The 22,315-nt window shown below is 52.1% G+C and carries 20 protein-coding genes, 1 pseudogene and 1 riboswitch; of the genes and pseudogenes, 3 read left to right on the forward strand and 18 right to left on the reverse strand.

The genetic code is table 11. The features are described 5' to 3' along the window. Positions 1 to 30: 30 nt before the first annotated feature. From ACFSX3_RS24020 to ACFSX3_RS24085, 14 genes are all read right to left on the reverse strand, one after another. Positions 31 to 1,065, reverse strand: a complete 1,035-nt coding sequence (locus tag ACFSX3_RS24020) for a FecCD family ABC transporter permease (RefSeq protein ID WP_209989960.1) — start codon at positions 1,063 to 1,065, stop codon at positions 31 to 33. Next, positions 1,062 to 2,123, reverse strand: a complete 1,062-nt coding sequence (locus tag ACFSX3_RS24025; RefSeq protein WP_209989957.1) for a FecCD family ABC transporter permease — start codon at positions 2,121 to 2,123, stop codon at positions 1,062 to 1,064. The genes ACFSX3_RS24020 and ACFSX3_RS24025 overlap by 4 nt, the downstream gene beginning before the upstream one ends. A gap of 152 nt (positions 2,124 to 2,275) precedes the next feature. Next, positions 2,276 to 3,310 (reverse strand): ABC transporter substrate-binding protein, encoded by a 1,035-nt coding sequence (locus tag ACFSX3_RS24030; RefSeq protein ID WP_209989955.1) that lies wholly within the window; start codon positions 3,308 to 3,310, stop codon positions 2,276 to 2,278. 174 nt (positions 3,311 to 3,484) lie between these two features. Then, the gene (locus ACFSX3_RS24035; RefSeq protein WP_209989952.1) at positions 3,485 to 5,302 is read right to left on the reverse strand and encodes an APC family permease; all 1,818 of its coding nucleotides are present in this window, start codon (positions 5,300 to 5,302) and stop codon (positions 3,485 to 3,487) included. A gap of 128 nt (positions 5,303 to 5,430) precedes the next feature. Continuing rightward, positions 5,431 to 5,591, reverse strand: a riboswitch (cyclic di-AMP (ydaO/yuaA leader). A gap of 226 nt (positions 5,592 to 5,817) precedes the next feature. Beyond that, entirely contained in the window at positions 5,818 to 6,252 is a 435-nt protein-coding gene (locus tag ACFSX3_RS24040; protein WP_209989949.1) for a disulfide oxidoreductase, read from the reverse strand. After that, the gene (locus tag ACFSX3_RS24045) at positions 6,249 to 7,010 is read right to left on the reverse strand and encodes a DsbA family protein (RefSeq protein ID WP_209989946.1); all 762 of its coding nucleotides are present in this window, start codon (positions 7,008 to 7,010) and stop codon (positions 6,249 to 6,251) included. The genes ACFSX3_RS24040 and ACFSX3_RS24045 overlap by 4 nt, the downstream gene beginning before the upstream one ends. 93 nt (positions 7,011 to 7,103) lie before the next feature. After that, positions 7,104 to 9,011, reverse strand: coding sequence for a sensor histidine kinase (locus ACFSX3_RS24050; protein WP_209989943.1), 1,908 nt, complete (start codon positions 9,009 to 9,011; stop codon positions 7,104 to 7,106). 161 nt (positions 9,012 to 9,172) lie between these two features. Next, positions 9,173 to 10,489: a hemolysin family protein gene (locus ACFSX3_RS24055; protein WP_209989941.1), complete on the reverse strand. Its 1,317-nt coding sequence runs from the start codon at positions 10,487 to 10,489 to the stop codon at positions 9,173 to 9,175. Positions 10,490 to 10,805: 316 nt separating this feature from the next. Further along, a complete protein-coding gene (gerQ, locus tag ACFSX3_RS24060) occupies positions 10,806 to 11,207 on the reverse strand; it encodes a spore coat protein GerQ (RefSeq protein ID WP_339225435.1) in 402 nt (133 codons plus the stop codon). A 192-nt stretch (positions 11,208 to 11,399) separates the two neighbouring features. Then, positions 11,400 to 11,822, reverse strand: a complete 423-nt coding sequence (locus ACFSX3_RS24065) for a cell wall hydrolase (RefSeq protein ID WP_209989938.1) — start codon at positions 11,820 to 11,822, stop codon at positions 11,400 to 11,402. A 237-nt stretch (positions 11,823 to 12,059) separates the two neighbouring features. After that, a complete protein-coding gene (locus ACFSX3_RS24070; protein ID WP_209989937.1) occupies positions 12,060 to 12,458 on the reverse strand; it encodes a DUF2500 domain-containing protein in 399 nt (132 codons plus the stop codon). A 174-nt stretch (positions 12,459 to 12,632) separates the two neighbouring features. Further along, positions 12,633 to 12,809, reverse strand: a complete 177-nt coding sequence (locus ACFSX3_RS24075; RefSeq protein ID WP_209989933.1) for a hypothetical protein — start codon at positions 12,807 to 12,809, stop codon at positions 12,633 to 12,635. A gap of 229 nt (positions 12,810 to 13,038) precedes the next feature. Beyond that, positions 13,039 to 14,331: a WD40/YVTN/BNR-like repeat-containing protein gene (locus ACFSX3_RS24080; RefSeq protein ID WP_209989929.1), complete on the reverse strand. Its 1,293-nt coding sequence runs from the start codon at positions 14,329 to 14,331 to the stop codon at positions 13,039 to 13,041. A gap of 40 nt (positions 14,332 to 14,371) precedes the next feature. Next, a complete protein-coding gene (locus tag ACFSX3_RS24085; RefSeq protein ID WP_209989927.1) occupies positions 14,372 to 15,757 on the reverse strand; it encodes an APC family permease in 1,386 nt (461 codons plus the stop codon). 200 nt (positions 15,758 to 15,957) lie between these two features. Between ACFSX3_RS24085 and ACFSX3_RS24090 the strand changes: the two genes are divergently transcribed. Further along, positions 15,958 to 16,881: an L-lactate dehydrogenase gene (locus ACFSX3_RS24090; protein ID WP_209989924.1), complete on the forward strand. Its 924-nt coding sequence runs from the start codon at positions 15,958 to 15,960 to the stop codon at positions 16,879 to 16,881. Between the two features lie 279 nt (positions 16,882 to 17,160). Here the strand turns inward: ACFSX3_RS24090 and ACFSX3_RS24095 are convergent, their stop codons facing one another. Then, positions 17,161 to 18,090 (reverse strand): tyrosine-type recombinase/integrase, encoded by a 930-nt coding sequence (locus ACFSX3_RS24095; protein ID WP_209989921.1) that lies wholly within the window; start codon positions 18,088 to 18,090, stop codon positions 17,161 to 17,163. Positions 18,091 to 18,111: 21 nt separating this feature from the next. On the opposite strand from ACFSX3_RS24095, the pseudogene ACFSX3_RS24100 reads away from it, so the two are divergent. Next, positions 18,112 to 18,354, forward strand: a pseudogene (locus ACFSX3_RS24100) (amino acid permease); the annotation flags it as partial. A 483-nt stretch (positions 18,355 to 18,837) separates the two neighbouring features. Here ACFSX3_RS24100 and ACFSX3_RS24105 read toward each other — a convergent pair. Together ACFSX3_RS24105 and ACFSX3_RS24110 are read right to left on the reverse strand one after the other, a co-directional pair. Continuing rightward, entirely contained in the window at positions 18,838 to 20,211 is a 1,374-nt protein-coding gene (locus tag ACFSX3_RS24105) for a DUF4179 domain-containing protein (RefSeq protein WP_209989918.1), read from the reverse strand. After that, positions 20,208 to 20,744 carry an RNA polymerase sigma factor gene (locus tag ACFSX3_RS24110; RefSeq protein WP_209989915.1) on the reverse strand — a complete coding sequence of 179 codons (537 nt, stop codon included), beginning with the start codon at positions 20,742 to 20,744 and terminating at the stop codon, positions 20,208 to 20,210. Before ACFSX3_RS24110 ends, ACFSX3_RS24105 begins: the two co-directional genes overlap by 4 nt. 137 nt (positions 20,745 to 20,881) lie before the next feature. On the opposite strand from ACFSX3_RS24110, the gene ACFSX3_RS24115 reads away from it, so the two are divergent. Beyond that, complete coding sequence (locus tag ACFSX3_RS24115) at positions 20,882 to 21,832, forward strand: alpha/beta hydrolase (protein ID WP_209989912.1); 951 nt, start codon at positions 20,882 to 20,884, stop codon at positions 21,830 to 21,832. A gap of 82 nt (positions 21,833 to 21,914) precedes the next feature. Here ACFSX3_RS24115 and ACFSX3_RS24120 read toward each other — a convergent pair whose 3' ends face one another. Beyond that, entirely contained in the window at positions 21,915 to 22,271 is a 357-nt protein-coding gene (locus ACFSX3_RS24120) for a hypothetical protein (RefSeq protein ID WP_209989910.1), read from the reverse strand. Positions 22,272 to 22,315: the final 44 nt, after the last annotated feature.

Here is a 22,315-nt window from a genome sequence, read left to right on the forward strand (position 1 = left end):
CTTAGATTTTTTAATATATACATCCCTGTGTTACGCTTTCGATGTGGCCAAAAGATATAAAAAGTACGGAGCTCCAATGATCGCTACCACGATACCTGCAGGTACCTCTGCAGGCTGCAGGATCCAGCGCCCGATCGTATCTGCCGTAAGCAGCAGCAGGGCTCCGAGCAGAGCAGCCGCAGGCAGCAGGATCTGATGGCGCGGACCGACCAGCCTGCGGGCCAGATGCGGCGCAATTAGCCCGACAAAGCCAATGCTGCCGCTTACCGATACACAGGCTCCTGCCAGCGCAACAGCCGCAGCCAGCAGCCACCGCCGTTCCCGTTCGAGCGGCAGGCCCAGTCCCTTGGAGAGCTCATCGCCGAGATTCAGTACGTTGAGCACCCGGGCTTTGTAGAATGCGAAGGGCAGCAGGATCAATATCCAGGGCAGCAGGGCTAGCACAAACCGCCAGTCTCCGCCCCAGATTTTACCGGCCAGCCAGATGGCTACGAACTGATAATTCTGCGGGTCGAGTCTTAATGACAAAATAAGCTGAAAAGCATATATCCCGGCACCCACAGCAATCCCGATCAGGATCAGCCGTGTCGGCGAGAGCCCATCCTCCCGCCTGTAAGACAGGAAGTAGACCAGTGTTGCAGTAAGCGAGGCTCCTGCCAGTGCCAGCAGCGGAAGCACGAGGATCGGAGCTGCTGTAGTAGCCGGTACAAAGGATATAAAGATCAGTACGGCGAATCCGGCTCCGGCATTAATCCCCAAGGTGGAAGGCTCAGCGAGAGCATTACGCGACAAGCCTTGCAGAATTGCACCGGCTACCGCGAAGCCGGCACCAATCAGCAAGGAGATCACGATCCGCGGCAACCGGAAATCAAACAGAATCAGCTGCTGCTGCTTGGTGCCGTTGCCGGATAGGGTATGTAGAACCTCGAGCGGTGAGAGACGCATAAAGCCGGTATTCATACTGACCAGAAACAGAATGACGATAAGTACAGCAAGCAGTGTCAGAATACCAGCCTCTCTGGAACGGCGCGGTTTGGCCGGGGGGAATGAGGTGTAACGGTTCATTTGAGCTCCCCCTTGCGTTTGCTGGCCAGATAGATGAAGAACGGTACACCGAATACGGCAATCAAGGCACCTATCGGTGTTTCGTATGGCGCATTAATCATCCTGGCCGCAATATCGGCCACCAGGACCAGAATGCTTCCAAGGACTGCGGAGCAGGGAATAATCCAGCGGTAGTCAACCCCCACGAGGTAACGCGTAATATGCGGAATGATTAATCCGACAAAAGCGATCGGGCCCACCGTGGAGACTGCCGCTCCGGCGAGGAGGACGACAATAATCATCCCTGCGGTCTGTACCAGACCGGTGCGCTGTCCGAGACCCGCTGCAACATCCCTGCCCAGGCTCAGAAGCGTAATCGAACGCGACAGCATCAGCGCACCGATCAGGGCCGTCGCGACCCAAGGAGATATTACCTGCAGCTGCTTCCAGCTCGCTCCGCCAATCCCCCCGGCCATCCAGAAGGCGATATCCTGAGAGAGGCTGAACAGGATAGCAATGCCCTGGCTGACCGCCAGCAGCATGGCACTTACTGCCGCACCGGCGAGGGTCAGCCGAAGCGGGGTCAATCCGCTATGGGAGAGTGAACCGATCCCGAATACCAGCAGTGAGGCCACAGCCGCTCCAAGGAAGCAATACAGCATGATATACGCGAAGGATAATGTTGGCGCGAAAGCAAAAGCCAGGGCCAGGCCAACACCCGCTCCTGCATTAAGCCCGAGCAGCCCGGAATCCGCCAGCGGGTTGCGGGTCATACCCTGCAGAATCGCACCGGCAACGGCAAAACATGCGCCGACCAGCGCCCCTGCGGCAGCCCGGGGAATCCGCAGCTCCCGGATGACCTGATGCTGGGGCAGCTCCGGATTGAACCGGAACACCGCCTCCCATACGGTAGCCAGCCGGATATCCGCTGCACCAACCGATACAGATACCATCAGGCCGAAGACAATCGCTGCTATTCCCAGCACCAGAATAACAGCAGCGGCAAGCGGCCGCGACCGAACAGGAGTGTTCCCTTCATCAGAAGGAGCTTGTAGAGCAGAATCTGTGGATGAAGCCATATGCCGTCTCCTTATCAGGATTATTAGGGAAATATAAATGATTATGATTCTCATTATCGCAAATATATGAATATTGTTCAACTTAAAAAAGAGGCAGGCTTCTATATCCTGAGGATATAAAAGCCTGCACAATTCTCCGGCCGGTAAAGAACCTATTTTACAAAACTGCTCAGAATATCATCGATGGTCTTGGAATTGGCTATAGGACCGCTGTACAGCCAGCTGGTATCTTTGCCGAATTCGTGAACATTCCCTGCCTTAACGGCCGGAATTCCCTTCCAGACTGCGCCTTCTGTAATCTCAGCTCCGCTTGCCTTGTCACTGTTCACCAGAATGATATGCTCTGCAGTCAGCTCAGATAATTTCTCCAGTGAAATGGGATTCCAAGGTGCTCTGGATTCTGCAGGAATGTCGGTCACGAGATTCGGGAGCTTCACTCCAAGATCGCCATACAATACCGCACCGCTGCTGCGGGTCTCATCTACAATGAAGAAATTCTTTGACACCAGCCACAGAACAGCTACTGAATCATCGCCGATTGCCGCTGTTACAGCCGCTTTGGCTGAAGCCGCTTTCTGATCATAGTCTGCAATAGCCTTCTCCGCTTCCGGTGTCTTATTGAGCAGCTCACCGACCTTGAGCAAGGCTGCGCGCCAATCACTGCTGACCTCGTCGCCGAGTACATAGGTTGGTGCAATCTTGTTCAGCTGGTCATAAAGACCGTTCTGAACCGCCCCCTCCGACTGGACAATGTGGAAATCCGGCGTGAAGCTGGTAACCGCTTCAAGCGGCAGGTCATAGCTGATCGGCGGAACATCCTTAAGCTCAGCAGCGAGGTAAGCCTGGGTACCGTTCTTCGTAGACCACTGGGCAACCGGAGTCACGCCGAGTGCCACCAGATAATCCTCCAGATAAGAAGCAATTACACGCTGCGGATTAGCGGGGACGGTCACCTGATGTCCCATTGCATCCGTTACGGTCTTCTCCACAGCGGGTGCAGCGGGTGCAGCAGTTGCTGCAGGTACCGCAGTGGCTCCCACGGTTGCCGAAGGTGCGGTGCTTGCTCCACCGTTACTGCCTGCATTGCTATTATTATTTCCGCAAGCGGACAGCAGCAGTGTTGTAGTCATAAGTCCGGCCACCGTCAGCTTCCCGCTTCTGGATCCTTGCAGGTTGAACGAAAACATTGAATACCCCTCCTGTATGTTACCCTCTTGATTGGCAAAAGCCCTGTTACCTTCACCTTGTCTATACTGATGATATTGATTCTCATTCTCTATGTCAACCAATAACTTATAATAACGTAAAAACGGCCGCCTCCGCATCAAGCAGAAACAGCCGTCTTCTTATAATCTTCTATATTATTTATGCAGGTGGAACGGAACCGTAGCGATGACAATGTCCTTCTGATTCATCAGATAAGAGCGGATGAACAAGCTGGTCTGATTATGCAGCACCGCCTGCCACCAGTGCTTGGTAACGAATTGCGGAATCAGGACGGTAATATGGTCCGTTGAAGCCGTCTTCCACTCTACCGTATCGATGAATTTCACCAGCGGGCGGATAATGCTCCGGTAGCGGGAGCGCAGGACGATCAGGCGTACGCCGGGGTCCCACTCCTCCCACTTCTGTTCCATCTTGTGTATCTCTTCTTCATCGAAGCCCACATATACAGCAACCACATTATCGGTCAATGACTTCGCATAACTGATCGAATGCAGTACAGCGCGGGTTACACCAGCGACTGGAACGACTACGGTGCTTCCTTTGATACAAGGCTTGTCAGTAGCCGGACAGATCCGCAGCTGATCGGCAATATTCATATAATGGCGGTGAATCCGGTGGAACACAATGATGACAACCGGCAGGAAGATGAAAGCCATCCACACGCTGGAGAATTTGGTGATAATGAAGATCAGGGTGATCGTTAACGTGGTGAGCATCCCGACCGTATTCACGGCGAACTTGCTCTGCCAGCCTTTCGGCTTCGTTCTGTACCATTGGACCATCATGCCAAGCTGCGACAGCGTGAACGGAATGAATACCCCCACTGCATATAATGGAATGAGCCCTTCTGTATTCCCGTGAAAGGCCGCTACCAGCACTGCCGACATCACGCCGAGGAAAATAATGCCGTTGGAGAAGCCAAGCCGGTCGCCGCGCACCATGAAGGCATGGGGCAGATATTTGTCTTTGGCGAACATGAACGCCAGCAGCGGGAAGGCCGAGTATGCTGTATTGGCTGCCAGGAACAGGATAACCGCCGTAATTCCCTGAATGAAGAAGTACAACCCGCCCCGCCCGAAGGTAGATTCGGTAATCTGCGAGACCACGGTGGCCTTCTCATCGGGCATGATGCCATACCAGTAAGCCAGCAGCGTAATCCCTGTGAACATGGCTCCGAGAATGAGGCCCATGAGCATCAGCGTTTTGGCTGCATTTTTCTCCGCCGGCGCTTTGAAGTTAGGAATGGCATTGGAGACCGCCTCAACCCCGGTCAGAGCCGAACAGCCGGAGCTGAATGCCTTCAGCAGCAGGAACATACTGACATTGGAGACTGCCGTGCCAATCTCAGGAACGTGGGCATGAGCCCCGCCGGTTGCATATTTGAAGATCCCTGCGATAATCAGTACGAAGATGGAGACCACGAACAGATAGACCGGGATGGCGATGAACGAAGCCGATTCAGTCACTCCGCGCAGGTTGACAATCGTTAAGAGCAAGATAACAGATACTGCTATAAGTACACTATGATTATGAAGATTTGGAAAAGCCGAAGTGATCGCATCCGTCCCCGCCGAGGCGCTTACCGCCACCGTCAGAATGTAATCCACCAGCAGCGAGCCGCCGGCCAGTAGCCCGGTATGCACCCCAAGATTGGTTTTGGCTACAATATAAGCACCTCCGCCCTGCGGATAGGCGAATATCGTCTGCCGGTAAGACAGAATCAGGATGGCCAGCAAGCCCAATACGGCTAATGCAATTGGCAAGGAGTACCAGATGGCGGTGAACCCGGCGGCCACCAGTACGATTAGAATTTGTTCTGTTCCGTAGGCTACAGACGATAGCGCATCAGAAGACAGGACAGCCAGTGCTTTCACCTTGGATAACTTTTCATGATCGAGTTCGTTCGACTTCATCGGACGCCCGATCAATAGTCGTTTTACCTTGCTTACCATTGTAATAACAGTTCCTCTCTTGGTTAAGTTGAAATGGGCTTTCCCTGCGCTGTTTTCATAAGTGGATTTCATAAATGCAGGCACCAAAATAAGCATACGGAAATGATCCGCATGCCTAATGTGCATGGTCATTATCCCACTAGTAGCTTACGAGGTTAGCTGGCGGATTCGGACTGTGGTAGCCCTACGGTTACAGGTCCTTGCGGACTGCTCCGATTCACCCCTTTTGGCCTTGGCCAAAGTGTGGTTCCCCCGTTTTTCCTTCCGGAAAATTCAGCGCATATTCAACTTCTCACAAGGACTAATATTAAGCTACAATGCGTCTTCCGTAAAGCGTGGAAACAAATGAAAAAAGAATGAAAAGAACTCAAAACAACCAAATTCATCATCCGGTATGTCTTGATCTTTCATTCTCTTTCATTATCCCTATATCACGTGATTTTACAGGGTTTTTGCATATTATTTTTTGCTAAAATTAAGGGGATTCTCTTCTCTTCCTTCTGTCCGTCAGCTTCTTACTCTACAGGCTCCTCTTTGCGTCCTGTCCATAGTAAAATGGAAATTAATGCAAACGCGATGAGTGCCAGCAAAGGGATCGTTATAAATCCGAACCAATTCAGATAATCCTTGTTGCACGGTACGCCGATTGTACAGGGAATCACTTTGCTGAGTGCCGGTATTTTCTGCTCCGCATAATGATAAATGGAGATGCTCCCGCCGATCAGGCTAAGGGGAAGCACATAAGGAATGATCCGCTTGTCCGCCCGGTAGGTGGCGATCCCCAGCAGGAACAGCTGCGGGTACATGAAGATCCGCTGGAACCAGCACAGCTTGCACGGCTCGTAATGCAGGACCTCACTGAGATATAGGCTACCCGCTACAGCCACCACACAGACGAACCAGGCCAAGTACAGACAATTACGCCGGCAGAAGGCAGAGAAGGCGGTCATTGGGCGGTTGCAGCTGCTGCTGCTGTTGCTGCTTGAATCTGGGCGTCAATCGCCTCCATATTGAAAGGCTCCTTCACCTTGATGCCATTCACGAACAAGGACGGTGTATTCGTTACGCCCGCATCCGTGCCAAGCTGAATATCCCGGTCAAGCTCCTTCTCATAGGTACGGCCATCAATATCCTTGCGCAGCAGGTCATAATCCACCGGTAGCTCCAGCTGCTTGGCAAGACTCACCATGAAGTCAGGCGTAGCCCATTCCTTGTCTTCATTCCCCTGATTGGCATAGATCGCATCGAAATACTTCCAGAACGCTTCCTGGTTCTGATGATAGACCGACAGCGCTGCAAGAGAGGCCGTTCTCGAATCCTGGGCGATGAAGGCCAGATTCACGAAATAGAAGGCGGCTTTATTCTGATCCACATAGCCCTGAACGATCTGCGGTTTGATGACACCGGTGAACTGGGCGCAAGCCGGACATTTAAAATCGCCGAATTCCACAATTTTGACCGGAGCATCCTCCTTGCCAAGCCGCATCATTTCACTGTAATTGAAGGCAACCGGCTTACTGTCTGTGCCGGCAGGCGAAGAGTCCTTCGAAGCCAGCATGAATAAGCCTACAAAAATAATAATGACGATGGCCACCGTACTCACGATCAGAATTCTCGTTTTCTGCTTCTGCTGCTCCTGCTCTGCCCTGCGCTTCTCCTGCTTGCTCATCTGGGGAGCCATGACATTGTTCTTTTTTGTTTTGCTCAAAGAGAGTTCCTTTCCGTCCTCTGGACTGTCGTGATAAAAGAATAGTTACTTTCAAATTATATAATGTTAACTCTCTTGTTGGCAATCGCTGTCTTAGACAGCTTCGTTCTCCCCGCCCCCCGTATCCTGGCCGAAGAATACCTCTGGGGAATGCTCCTGTGATTGTAGCCTGATTCTGAAGAAGAACTGTGTGCCGCCCCCCTCTGCCGGCTCTGCCCAGATCTCTCCTTGCATCAGATCGACCAGCTTCTTGCAGATTGCAAGGCCCAGACCCGTGCCGGGGTATTTGCGGGTGTGCGACCCGTCCACCTGCGAGAAGGACTGGAAGAGCAGCTGCAGCTTATCCGGTGAGATGCCAATGCCAGTATCACGTACCATGAATTGCAGAGCCTGAGCGGTCTCCCTGACGCCATAGGACTCCACCTTAACCGTTACCGTGCCGGATGGCGTGAATTTCACAGCATTGCCGATCAGGTTGATCAGAATCTGGCGGATACGCGGGGCATCCCCGGTGAACTTGTCAGGAAGCCCCTCTTCGATCTCCAGCTTCAGGGATAACGGCTTGTCTTGTGTGCTCACCATGAACAGCTCCATACAGCCCTGGAGCAGCGCCTTCAGCCCGAAACTATCCTTATTCAGCGCCAGCCCATCCGCCTCCAGCCGGGAGATATCGAGAATATCGCTCATCACATGCAGCAGAGCGTAGCTGCTTGTACTCTGAAGTCTTAGGAGCTCCAGATGCTCGGGACTACTGATCTCCTCGGCCAACAGCTGGTTGACGCCGATAATGCCGTTCAGCGGTGTGCGGATCTCATGGCTCATGGTAGCCAGGAACTCGCTTTTCATCTTCACAGCACTCTCTGCGGCATCCCTGGCCTCCAGCAGCTCATACTGATACTTCATCAAGGCAGTCACATCCTCGGCCACGATATAGACCCACTGCTCCGTATGATGCAGCAAAGGAAAGACGGTGACACTACAGATCAGTTGCTCCCCGCCTTTGCTTCGGACCTTCAGCTCCAGCTTGGAGGACTGCCCCCTTGAAGCGCGCGTTATGGCATCCCGTACGGCCGCTTCATCCCGTTCGCTGTATAGTATCGCCTTATAATTCCCCAGTTCTTCACTGCTATATCCGGTAATGTCCCGCAGAGCAGGATTAGCACTGATAATCTTCTTGCGTGCAGGATCAATACAGATCACCATGTCAGGGTTATGCTCGAAAAGGGCAGTATACCGCTGCTCGTTAAAGGCCGCTGACTCGAGTATCCGCTGCCGGTCCCTGTACAGCAGAGCCAGGACGATCGACACAATGAACAGGAAGGAGCCGCAGAGAATCATTCCCAGTATGGAATCCTTCAGATAGAGCACTTGCCCGGCTGCACTGGACGATTCTCCTACAGGGAATGAAGCGCCAGCCATGGCGGCGTAGTGAATGCCTGTGAACGCGCCGGTCAGGGTCAGGACAAGCAGCAGCTTTTTGAAGCTGAACATATTGTAGGGTTGCTCCAGCCACTTCGGATCGTAGGATGCGGTCACCACCGGGACGATCAGAGCGAACAATACCGCCAGTATAATGGAAAAGGCGCCTTGACTATATGTTGCTGTAAGCCTCATCGACAGAATCCCGCTGAAATGCATAATCAGGATGCCGCTGCTGAACAAGAGTCCCCCTAAGGCCAGGTAGATCCTGCTGCGGGTGTGCGGGTTATTCAACATCACTAACAGCATATATGAAGCTGCCACGGGAATGATTAGAGAGAACGCCAATAATGGCAGGTTATACGATACCGGAACGCCCATATCCATTGCGCGCATCCCGATGAAATGCATGCTCCACAGGCCTGTGCCAAGCACCAGGGAGATGAGTAGGATATACCGGGAGCTCCGCTTCCCGCGAAGCAGCCGTTCCGTCAGATCCAGCGCCGTGAAACAGGAGAGAAAGGCTATAGCAACCGATAAGAGGACAAGCAGATCATTGTATGTGTTAAAATGATGTTCCAACGCTCCCGCCCCCTTTTTGAATCGGATATACTGCATGTATTTACACTTCCTTACCCGCCTTAAATCCACCCGAATCGGAGAAACGCCAGAACAATTCATCCGTATAATGACAAAAAAGCACAGCGCTATAGTAGCGCCATGCTTATAGTGTATGCAGCAGCTTATGCTCCGGCTTCTTCTGTCAATAACTGCAGCTTCAGCAGCTTGATCCGGGAAATCCGCTTATTGTCGGTTTCTTCGACCACGAATAAATGATTGTCAAACTCGATGGACTGGCCCTTTTGCGGCGGATTGACCTCCAGCTTGGAGTATAGCCACCCGCCGATCGTGTCGTAATCATGGGTATCCATATGAATTCCGAGCTTGTCGTTGATCTCTTCAATCAGCATCAGTCCGTCTATGGAGAACTCATCCTCTCCCAGCTTCTCAATGCCGGCCCGCTCCTCGTCGAACTCATCCTGAATCTCGCCGACAATCTCTTCCATGATATCCTCCAGCGTAACCATACCCGAGGTACCGCCGTATTCATCAATAAGAATGGCGATTTGGGTCTTGGCACGCTGCATGACCTTCAGGAGACTGCTGATCTGAATCGATTCCGGCACTGTCAATATCGGACGGATCAATTCAGTATAGCTCGGCGCCTTCTCCCGGATCATATCCTTAATGTGAATGAAGCCGAGGATATGGTCCTTGTCTCCGTCACAGACCGGATAACGGGTTCTCATGCCATCGAAGGCAATCTCCAGGTTCTCTTCCGTCTCCAAATGCGTGTTCAGACAGATCATTTCCGTGCGCGGAATCATAATCTCTCTGGCCATCGTGTCGGCGAATCCAAAAATATTATCCACCAGCGTCATTTCTGTATTGTCGATCAAGCCGCTTTTGTTACTCTCCTGCATCAGAATGCGGATTTCTTCCTCCGTATGCGCAGTTGCCAGCTCGGAAGCCGGTGTGAGACGGAAGATCCGCAGCAGGGCCCGGGCCAGCCCGTTAACCACCCAGATGAACGGAAACATGATCCGGTAGAAAACGTTCATCGGTCCCGCAGTTAACAGAAGCACCGCCTCAGCCTTGTTCACAGCTATGGTCTTCGGTGCAAGCTCGCCGAGTACGATATGGAGAACCGTGATGAACATGAAGGCAATAATCAGGGAAGTGACAAATACCGTGGTCTCGTCAAAGCCCAGCCCTCTGATCAGCGGCCCCACAATCGTGGCCACGGCCGGTTCTCCGAGCCAGCCCAGTGCAAGCGAAGCAAGAGTCACCCCAAGCTGGCACGCCGACAGAAAGCCATCCAGATTATGGACGATCTTCCTGGCGGCCAGCGCCCTCTTGCTGCCTTCCTCAATCAGCGATTCAATGCGCCCGCTGCGCACCTTCACCATCGCATACTCCACCGAAACGAAAAAACCGTTAAGCAGCACAAGCAAAATAATAAGTCCTACATGTAATATACCAGGTAAAGGGTCGCTCAATTTATACTCCTATCCACCGTAATCTGTACGGATGGATAGGCCCACCTCCTTCGTTTGCTCAAAATGTCAGATCTGATAACGCCAGTAATGCCCTTGCGTATCAATTCCCCAATGCCCTCATCTCCTATACAAAATCACGGATTATAAATAATACTTTCATTATATAAATATATTAGGTAAAACAGCAAGCATGCGTGTCCCCTTGAAAAATACAGCATATGCGCGTACGGGAGCATAAGTAACGGCTGACCCCCTTCAAACAAAGGTGGACAGCCGTTTTTGGGTTATTCTATGGATAAATGGCCGGAAAAGCGGATTAGCAGTTGCGCACTCCCAGCGGATTCCCGATAACGCCCGGATATTGATAGACAAGCGGCTCTTCAAAAGTAGCATAATCGAAGTTTACCATCAGCAGCACGACCCGCTGTCCGGTAGCACGGTCACTGATAATCAGGTGGTCACGGCCCGCAGCTTCCAGCACGCCGGTATAGACCTTGGCATTCCAGTCTTTGTTGTTCTCATACGTGAAATAGAAGGTGCCTACCTTGCCAAGGTTCAGGCGGAAAATGTTCTCCACGTAGGACTGTTCAAACACAGGTGCGGCTGTTGAGACCACCGTGCCGCCAGGCATCATGGGACTGCCGCTGCTCACCTGCGGGGGCATGGCGACCATGGTGCCCATGTTTCCCATTTTACCCATATTCCCGATATGTCCCATGTTATTCATGTTATTCATGTTGTTCATGTTGTTCATGTTGTTCATGTTGTTCATGTTGTTCATGTTGTGCATGTTATCCATATTGTTCATGCTGCCTGCGGGATTGCTGCCCATCATATAAGGAACTGGGCGGTACGGTTGAACGATCATGTACGGATTACCTCCTAAAGTGTAATACTTGCTTTGTCTTGCCTAGTATACTGCCGGACAATCTCCCTGTGTCGGAGTGAAGAAGCAGTGAGCCTTGTAGCGTCCGGTATTCTGCTGATTGTACCAGTTCGCGGGACAGTCGCCGACAGGGCGGAAGAACCAGAGCGCATTCGAAGCTGGCCAGGTTCTCTCCCCGTTAATCGCACGTTTCGCCAGCCGGATATCGGCTTCCCGCGCCCGTTGATAGAAGTATCCCTTCTGCGGGGCTTCAAAGCCGCCGGGGCTCTGGTACACCATGTCGTTCACACTGCGGATGTTGTTGAAATCCAGACAATTGCCAAGAATCCGGTTCACGCCGACATTGCCGACCATCAGCATGCCTGACTCCCCATCCTCTTCAGCCTCTGCCCGCATCAGCCGTGCAAGCACCCTTACGTCCTCCGAGTTTGTTTTGATGACAGCCACGCGTTCTCCTCCTTGCCTTCATTTCATTGATGGTGAAGCCATACAGACTTCGATAGTCTCCGTTGTTCTTTTACTGCTCGCTGTATTGTATGTGCATTCGCCCAAGAGGTGACAGTCTGCGCCCAAATTCCGCCTCCTCTTCCTCCGTCCCCTTACTGGCGATATGCCAAAAAACCCCTTGCTCCACAACGGGAACCAGGGGTTACAATCACCATCTATATTACATTGCCATCTTAGCTACTCCGCCGTGGAGTAATGAGGACGCCGCTGAAAGCCATGATACCGCGTGCCCTGATAGGTCAGTATGCCTTGATCTCCCTCAGCGCTCATTCCGTATTCCTGGCCCTCCACCTTGAACTCCCTGCGCATCCCATCCTCAGCTTCGTAGGTCAGATAGTAGGTGGTGCTGGTCCGGCTGGAGAGACTGTCCTCCTGAGACTGCTGCTGGCGTACTTCGGTCCGCTTACTCACGATACGGGCGGGAATGGACTGCAGGGGGGCATTATTATTCCGGCTCCACTGAAGCAATCCCCGGCCCGCTGACACAGCGATGATCCCCACGACCAGAGCGAGAAAGACCGGCAATACCGTTCCTGTAAAATCGAACAGCCAGGATGGATCACTTCCCGTTCCCATTGTCTTTTCCCCCTTATTCCCAGGTAGTTAGCTTGCCTGCCCCTATAGTCTTCTCTACATGTATATGCCTCTTGTCTGCCAGACAGCACCGGAAGGAACAGCAAATAGACCATTCAGGCTCCGGTGCTGCCGGGAACTTAAATGGTCTAGGGTAATACCCGAGTGGCGGTTACATTAAGCATGTACAAGGTCTAACAGTTGTCTGGTTTCGTTCGTTTCTTCCGGCATCATACCGTTCTCTGCCCAGCAAGCCTTGCATTGTTCTTCCGTCTGGCACAGGTGAGCGTCATCGCAGTGGTAGCATAATTGCATCAGGTTTCTAGTCATATAATCCGTTTCAAAAGTTGTCATTGTAATCTCTCCTATTCGGGTTGAAGGTTTGTTTGAAAGTTTGTGAAAAAATGAACTTGCTTTCTATGTGTTAAATATATCACAGGATTCAAAGTTTGTCATGTGATTTATTTCACATTTTTAAAGAAAATTTTAAATAAGATTTTTCCTTATATTGTAGGGGCCTTTAAAGGGAGCTGTTGGGAAAAAAAGAGGCTATCCGTCAGAACGGACAACCTCCTCTATAGTATTACATTACCCGCCAGCTCTCGCCGCCGTTGGTGGTCTGAAGCAGGATCGACCGGCGGTCCTCCTCCTTGGAGATCAGCAGCCAGCCGACATCGCTTGAGATGAATTGCAGCTTCACGACCTCCGGATACTCCAGCAGCTTGGACTGTAGCACAGTGCTAGCCGGAAGGGCCGTCCAGGTCACTCCCTGGTCCACTGTCTTATAGAGCAGATTACCCTCCAGCGACCAGCCTGTCATGGAATTCAGGAAGTCGGGTGCCAGATTGCGGTTCATGCCGGACAGCGGCGGCCGCCCGAACGTGGTGAACTTCCAATTCTCTCCCCCGTTGGCGGTAAAATAGCCGTTAAAGGTCATGCTGCCTTCCTTTTCCTTCTGACAGCCGACCGGCATCCAGCCTCCCGCCGCATTCGCTCCGAAGAATTCAGGTACACCCGTAACGACCCGGTCACATCCGGCAAAGCTGTCATTCACCAGGAATTCAGAACCGGATACCCAGGTGGACCCTCCGTCCTTGGTCATATAAATCTTGGGCAGAGCGCCGGTCTGCAGCATAACAAACCCGCGGCTCTCGTCATTAAAGATCATCCCGGTTGTTACCCCGGCATGCGGGATGGAACTAGTCGGCAGATTCGGATTATACTGCTCATTCTGCATCACCAGATTCCAGGTCGCTCCGCCATCCTTGGTAGCATACAAGGCTTTGCTCTCTTTGGTGGCACTCGCATCCCACTTGGTCATCAGCCAGCCCTTCGAGGGTGAGCTGAAATAGATGGAGGACAGTTTATTGGAATCAGGAAACGCAGAGATCTGCCAGCTATGTCCCCCGTCAGTGGTACGCAGCACCACAGTCTCGGTGGAGCCGAACGAGCTGCGGATAATCCAGCCGTGCTCGGGGTCGGTGAAGAAAATCTCTTTGCCATACACCGGATTGTTCAGAAACTGCACATTCGTGGCTGGAGAAATATTCGCCCAAGTCTTGCCGTTATTCAGTGTCATGTACATTCGCAGCTCGTTGCGGGTCACTCCCCAGGCCAGTCCCGCTGAAGCGTTCAGCAGCCGGAAATCGGTCAGCCGGGTCTGAATCTGATATTTCGGTGCGCTGTCGGCATCGATATTCTTGTTATCGGGGGTGATGACCGTGATCATCTGCCCTTCTTCCGGCGCTTCAGTCGGCTGAGGAGGCCGGGTCGGCTCTGGCGAAGGCGCGGACGAGCAAGCCGAGAGAACAAGCAGAGTCATAAGAAGCATCAACACCACTCTTAGAACCTTGGAATCTGAAGCTTTGGCTGACAATGCTCTCTCTCCTTTTCTTCATGAATGATGATTTCAAAGATTATTTCTTCGTATTCAGATTACTGCGTTTATAGCCGTACAGCGCGTAGATGACCAGCCCGATTGCAACCCAGATTATGAAGCCAATCCAGGTCTCTCTGCCGAGATTATACATTAAGTAGCCGCAGGCAGCCGCACTTAAGAGTGGAACCAGCGGAACCCAGGGAACCCGGAAGCCTCTTTGGAGATCTGTCTTCGTCCGGCGGAGCATAATTACACCCAGAGACACAACCAGGAAGGCAAATAAGGTGCCGATGCTCGTCAGATTCGCCAGCCGGTCCAGAGGAACGAAGCCGGTAAGCACAGCGATAAGACTGCCCACCATCCACGTGCTGCGTACCGGGGTATGCGTCTTAGCACTAACCTTGGATAAGCTCTTCGGCAGCAGCCCGTCCCGCGAGATGGCGAACAGCAGCCGGGTCTGACCGAACAGCATAACCAGCAAGACGGTGGTCATCCCGGCAATAGCGCCGACAGAGATCAGTCCGGCAATCATATTCTGACCCACGAACCGCAGGGCGAAGGATACCGGATCACTGACATTCAGGCTCTGATAAGGCACAATGCCCGTCAGGACCAAGGATACGGCGATATATAAGACTGTACAGATAGCAAGGGAGGAAATAATCCCGATCGGAAGATCGCGCTGCGGGCGCTTTACTTCTTCTGCGGCGGTTGAAATGGCATCAAAGCCAATGTAGGCAAAAAATACAGTGGCCGCGCCATTCATCACGCCATGAATCCCAAACGGCAGGAAGGGCGTCCAGTTCTCCGGCTTCACATAGAAAATACCGGTGACGATGAACAGCAGCACCACCGAAATCTTAATTGCGACCATCACTGCGTTAAAACGGGCGGTTTCCTTAACTCCCCGCGTGAGCAGATAGGAGATCAGCAGGATAATGATGACGGCAGGCAGATTAATGAAGGTTCCCTTATCCGCATTATACGCTCCAGACAAAGCTGTGGGCAAATGTATCCCGAAGCCCTCCAGCAGACCCTGGAAATACCCGGACCATCCGCTGCTTACCGCTGCGGCGGCAACCCCGTATTCCAGTACAAGGTCCCAGCCGAGCACCCAGGCCAGTAATTCGCCGAAGGCTACATAGCTGTAGGCATAAGCGCTGCCGGATACCGGCAGGGTGGACGCAAATTCAGAATAGCACAGGGCGGAGAGCACACAGGCAATTCCCGCGATGATGAAGGAGAGCACCAGTCCCGGGCCGGCATGCTCCGCAGCAGCCACTCCCGTCATTACAAAGATCCCGGTGCCGATAATGGCCCCCACCCCAAGCATCGTCAAATCCATGGCGCCCAGTGTCTTGCTAAGCTTCTCCGCTCCGGCATTCTGGGGAATGGCCAGCGGTTTTTTGCGGAATAAATCCATACTTCAGTTCGCTCCTGTCAAGTGGTTGAGTGGATAATAGAAAAACCTTTGTTAGCTTACCCTATTTCGGGTAATGGATGAAAAACGGACAGCTTGAAAACACTATCCCTAGCGATTATGATGGATAAGATTGGACCGCATGTGGAATGGCTCAGCCTTCCTTATACTACCAAAATACAAATGCTGGAGGAGATTTAACCATGGCCCCATTTAAGCCCAATCGTGTTGTAGTCATCGGTACCGGTGCAGTCGGAACCACTACAGCCTACACGCTGCTGCTGCGTAAGCGTATGCCCGAGCTTGTACTGATCGATGTGAACCACCAGAAGGCGCTTGGTGAAGCGCTGGATATGAACCATGGCATGCCTTTTGTTGGAGGTGTGAAGCTATGGGCCGGTACCTATGAGGATTGCCGTGAAGCCGACATTATTATCGTCACAGCCGGAGCCTCCCAGAAGCCTGGTGAAACCCGGATCGACCTGCTCCGCAAGAACATCTCGATCTTCAAAGATATCATCCAGAAAATCACGAAATACAACCAGCACGCCATCCTGCTGATTGCGACCAATCCGGTCGATATCCTGGCGTACGCCACCCTGAAGATCAGCGGCTTCGATCGCAGACGGGTTATCGGCTCAGGAACTGTATTGGACAGCGCCCGCTTCCGTTACCTGATTGGAAAGCACAAGGAGATTGACCCGCGCAGCATCCATGGGCAGATCATCGGGGAGCATGGCGATTCCGAGCTGCCGGTCTGGAGTCTCGCCAATGTCGCGGGGATTGATCTAGGCTTCGATGAAGCCGAACGCAAAGAAATCTTCGAGGATACGAAGAACGCCGCTTACGAGATCATTGATGCCAAAGGATCAACATCCTATGCCATCGCTCTGGCCCTGGACCGCATTGTTTCCTCTATCCTGAACAATGAAGGTTCCGTGCTTAATGTATCCACCTTGCTGAACAACTACAACGGTGTCTCCGATGTGTTCCTCGGCGCGCCATGTGTTGTGGACCGCTCGGGTGTACGTGAAGTACTGGATCTTCCGCTCAGCGAAGAAGAACAGAGCTTGTTCCAGCAGTCCGCTGACAAGCTCAAGGGTGAAATTTCCAAGCTGGAGCTATAATTCCAGCCGGAACAAGCCGGCCGCCAATCCGCAGGGATTGGCGGCCTTTTTTTGAAATCCAAGCATTGAAATCTAGAATCCAAGCATTTACAAGCCGCGAAGACGCGTTAAGCGACTAAAGTAAATTATGCGGTTGATTTCACAATCCGTTTTTCCCTTTCTCATGGTAGCAATTCATAGACAAGTTGTCATCCTCAAAATGCACATTTCATGTAATTTATGCGTTAGGGTATGAACAAAAGTTCATAGTTCAATTGATAATAATGCTGGACAGGCCGATTACAGGCTGCCGCTCAGCTTATCAGCACTGCTGATTTGCAGTCGGGACATGGCCTCTTCCTTCTCACGGCTCGTAATATGCGTATATACTGTAGTCGTCTGAATGGAAGAATGACCCAGCAGCTCCTGCACGGTCCGCAGATCCGTGCCCTTGCGCAGCAGCATGGTGGCGAACGAGTGCCTCAGCTTATGGCTCGAATAGGCGCGCTGCTGGGAGGAAGGCAGCTCACTCTGGTAACGGCTGAAGGTATCCGCGGCAATGCCTTGAATCCCCCGGATCGACAGCCTGCGGCCCTTCTGCGAGATGAACATAGCTTCTTCTTTGCTGCGCCAAGGGACCAGCCGGTCCGCAATCGCCTGATCGAGATACGGGGCCACATCCTCCGGAACCGGAATGCCCCGCCATTTGCGCCCTTTGCCGAAGACCCGCAGAGTACGTCGGTCTACATTATAATCACTCAGATTCAGCGTATGTACTTCCCCTACCCGCAGCCCCATATAGGACATGAGCAGAAAGACGGCCAGATTACGGCTTCTATACTTGCCGTCTACCGCCGAGAGGAAACGCTCCAGCTCTTGCTCCTCCAGATAGACCGGCTCACGGTTTTTGTCAGTCTTGGATTTCTTGATTCCTGCCGCCGGGTTGATGGATAACAGCTCCAGCTCCGACAGTGCCTTGAACAGACAATTCACCGAAGCGTGCTTACGGTTACGGGTGGCATCGCTGACTCCCCGCTCACGGACCGAGGTCAGGTAGGACACCACATGCAGCTTCTTGACCGTTCCCAGCTCCCTGCCGTTCAGGCTGTTCAGGAACTCCCGCACATCGGCAAGGTAGGATTTCTGGGTATGTGCTGTATAACCGGCATCCTTCATCCAGATCAGGAAGGCCTCCAGCTCTTCTTCGTATGTTAATTCCAGCTCATTCATGATCTGTCCCCCCTCTTAAGTACAACTATTATATCATTCCTCAACGCCACCTTCATTCTTACCTATATTGGAGGTTGTGCCGCCGGAATCCGCCTCTTGCGCGGCAGCCGTGCAGGGGTAACGATCAGCTTCATTTCTTTTGCCGCCACACTGGCCGTGTTCCCGTTCACTGGCTGGGCAATTCTCTACCCGCTGCTGATTACAGTGTTGTTTGCCGGGGTGGACTATTTGAGATACGGGGTAAGGCGTGTGGGGAAGCGGTGAGGGGTAATTTACTGTTACACACTTTGGAGTGGAACTCGAAGCTTGGTCGTCGCTGCGGTGAACATTTGGCCCTCCGGCCGCTGTTGTGTTTGGATTTCCTGACTATAACCGCTCTTCGCGGTAGAAATCCAAACACAAAGGCAGACGCTACCGCTCCTACAGTTCCAAATTTCCCCTCCGCTTCTTTTTGCTTTTTGTTAATTTCTTAAGTGCTTAAAACAAAATGATCTGCGACTGCGCATCCATCCCGTGTACCTGCATGCCTGCACTTTGTATTCGGCTTTTGATATACATTCGGTTCGCAGTCTTCATGCCTGCATATTGTATTCGGTTTTTCGCATACATCCTGCTCGCTGTCTTCATGTCAGCATATTGTATTTCGTTTTTCGCATACATTTGGTCCAGGCTATCCTCAAACAGGCCAAGCCCATCCATGACAGGACAGGCGCGGCCTTTCTTTTATATAGCGATGAATTTCAGAAGCTATTTGGCCCACTGAACCGGAATCCGCAGACGGAATTGTTGTATATCCTCCGGATATGAGAAGGACCGGGCCATAATCTCAAGCTTATCAGAGGGCTGCACGGGCGGAAAAATCAGTTTAAATGCCAGTTTATCCCGGCTAATGCGCACCGGCTGTCCTTTGGGGAAGATTGGATCATCCTCTTCCTCCCTTAAGCTAAGCGGAGTATTCTGGCTCATCACCTGACTGGCCTCATAATATACAACCGTCTGCTTCTCCTCATAATCAACGGAAGTTACCTTCACCGTTCCTCCTTCATTACCCTTCAGCATGATAGGGAACGACCCATTCAGGTGTCGGCGGTCCTCTGTCTGCTTCACTGCTCCATTCTCCAGCGGTTCTGTAACGATCAGGTTCACATAGGCCGGCTTAGGATTGAGCGCTGTCAGCGGTGAGAAGTTGAAGTAGTAGTAGTCATTGGTTGCGCCTCCTCCCTGATCCGTATACAAGGTTCCTATATCATCCTGGAGTATAACGTTCAGCTTCTCACGGGGGTATAGATTCCGCACAATCACTTGTGTATTGACTGGACCAAGAGTCAGCTTCTCCAGCATATATAATGACTTCTTGTAAGTGAAATTCAGATCTTTCGGGTACACGGTTGAAGTCAGCGCTTCACTCATGCTTTTATCCAGCGGGATGGTGAGATCCCAATTTCCTTTGGTGGCTCCGATTGCATTAATGGTCATATCCAGCGTCAACTGACCGGGCAGATCCTTATCTCCAAAAGATTTCCGGGTGGTCCCTATAAAGGTGTGATCTCCTGTAATCGTAAAATCATGTGTGTAAATAGACTGCGGTTCATGGCCTCTCAGATGTAGTTCATAGTAGACCTCCGCGTCCTTCTGTGAAATCGGCGGTGAGGATGCCGGATAAGTTACTTCGTAATTAAGCACCAGTTGAATACCGTCATAATACACCTCTGCCATCTCAAAAGTGATCCCCTGATCCTTGGCTTCAAGGCCCACTGGGCTGCCAAGCTGCTTCTGCTCAATAACTTTGAGGTTTGCTGTGTACACATCTTTAGCGTACAAATAATCGAAGAAAGGAATGACACGCAGCGCTTCAGCAACCGGGGGCGAGACGAATCCGATCCCTATAATTGATCCGGCTGTAACTGCCAGCGCAGCTGTGGCCCCGATGATTCGCTTCCTGTACGTTGATAACCGGTGTCTGCCCCTTGGAGCTTCCTTTACTCTTCCTATATGTAGCTGCCACAGCTCATCAAAATGAACGGAAGAAGGCATACTGTGTATCATGTGTTCAGCTTCCTTCTGTAATTGTGCGGTTACTGCCTCGGATTCAACATCCAGCCTGTCCTTAGCTGTCGTCATTTAAGCCCCTCCTTCATCATCAGCACGCCGGGGTCAAGTTCTCCGCATTCTCTCAGCTTGCGCAGTGCCGCATGAAGCCTGGATTTGCAGGTTCCCAGCGGAATACTTAGTACCTCTGCGGTTTCGGGAAGCGATAATCCGGCATAATAGTGTAAGGTGATCACTTCCCGCAGCTTCGCGGACAGATGGCTGACCGCTTGCCATAACTCCAGCTGACTCTCACTATGCAGAGCGAAGCTCTCGGCGGAGTGCTCTTTTCCCTCTATAGGAACGCCCGCCAGCAGTTGTATCCAGGTCTTCCTGCGTAACAGATTACGGGACGTATTTACGGCAATCCGGTACAGCCAAGGCCGAAGCGGCCTGGAGGGATCATACAAATGATATTTTGCAAAAGCACGCAGAAAAGTCTCCTGGGTAATATCATCGGCCAGCACCCGCTGCTTGGTCATCATAAGGGCAATCCCATAAATATAAGAGGAGTGTACTTCAAACATGTCCTTGGCCTGCTGTTCTGTGATGGGATAATCCTTCACGCTCGCTTCCTCCCCTTTCTTACTGGATATACGCTTTGACCCGGCTCTTCCGTTCGCTTTACGTTTCAGAAAGTTGTCAGGCGGTTATGGATGAGAAGAGCTTGACCTAATCTGCTAGAAGAAGGAGACTGAAACCTATGTCTGATTATAAAAGAGTGATTCTTGAACCTGCAGCTCAGAAATTCGCCGATGATAATGCCAAGCCTCCCTTCCTGCCCGATCTGGGTCCGGAAAAAGGCCGCGAAACGGTCAACACTGTTCAGGCTGACGAAATTGAAAAACCCGAGGCAGATCTTCAGGATCTGACCGTAGCCGGCGGCCCCGGCGGTGAAGTAAAGGTCCGCATTCTTCGTCCGGTAGGCACCTCCGGCACTTCCCTGCCGGTCATTCTCTATATTCATGGCGCAGGCTGGGTATTCGGCAATAGCCATACACATGACCGGCTCATCCGCGAGCTGACTGTGGGTACAGGCGCTGCCGTGGTATTCCCGGAGTACAGCCTGTCCCCGGAAGCCAAGTATCCTACAGCCATTGAAGAAATCTATACGGTCCTGGAATGGATTGCCCGTGAAGGCTCCATGTACGGACTGGATGCTACCAGACTGAGTGTGGCCGGAGACAGTGTCGGCGGCAACATGACTGCTGCCATCACCCTGATGGCCAAAGAACGCAGCGGTCCGGCCATCTCTAAGCAATTGCTTTTCTATCCGGTTACAGACGCTTCCTTCGATACCGAATCGTATCATCAGTTCGCAGAAGGCTATTTCCTCCAGCGTGAAGGCATGAAATGGTTCTGGGATCAATATACCACCGATCCTGAGCAGCGGGCACAGATTACGGCCTCTCCGCTGCGGGCCAGTCTGGACCAGCTTAGCGGTCTGCCGGAAGCCTTGATTATCACCGGTGAAGCTGATGTGCTTCGTGATGAAGGGGAGGCTTATGCGAATAAGCTTCGTGAAGCAGGCGTTCCCGTTACGGCCGTTCGCTTCCAGGGCATTATCCACGATTTCGTGATGCTGAACGCGCTGGCAGACACTAAGGCTAACCAGGGAGCTTTGCTGCTGGCAACCGCTTGGTTGAAGCACTAGCTCCCGCATCATAAGAAAGCCCGTAACGGAACATCACTCCGCTGCGGGCTTCTTTTCGTGTATATCTGCTTGTCGGTATCCTCTATTTCCGCTGGGAATAGAACTCCGCTGCTTTGATCAGCATATCCTTCAGCGAACCGAAGGAGGTGGTCTTTGATACATGCTCATCCAGCTGATCCTGCGGGAGCGACTTTATCTCCTCTGCCGAGCCGGCAGAGAATCCTCCTTTTTGCAGCAGCTCCTTCAAGGACTCGAAGGGAGTGAACTTTTGCAGAAAAGAACTCGATAGCAGCTGCTCCAGCGGCAGCTTCTGTAGCAGTTGCTCGACAGGCAGCTTATCCAGCGGCAATTTCTGCAGCAGCTCTCCTACCCGTCCTTCTTTAAGGGAACCGACTACTCCTTGTAGTTTATCGCCTAAGCCTCCAATGTTAAAGCCCATAAGGTCAACCTCCTGAATAACTGTAGTTGATCCTTATTACCCCA

The organism is Paenibacillus rhizoplanae, from assembly GCF_042684125.1.
Taxonomy (GTDB): Bacteria; Bacillota; Bacilli; order Paenibacillales; family Paenibacillaceae; genus Paenibacillus_AQ; species Paenibacillus_AQ rhizoplanae.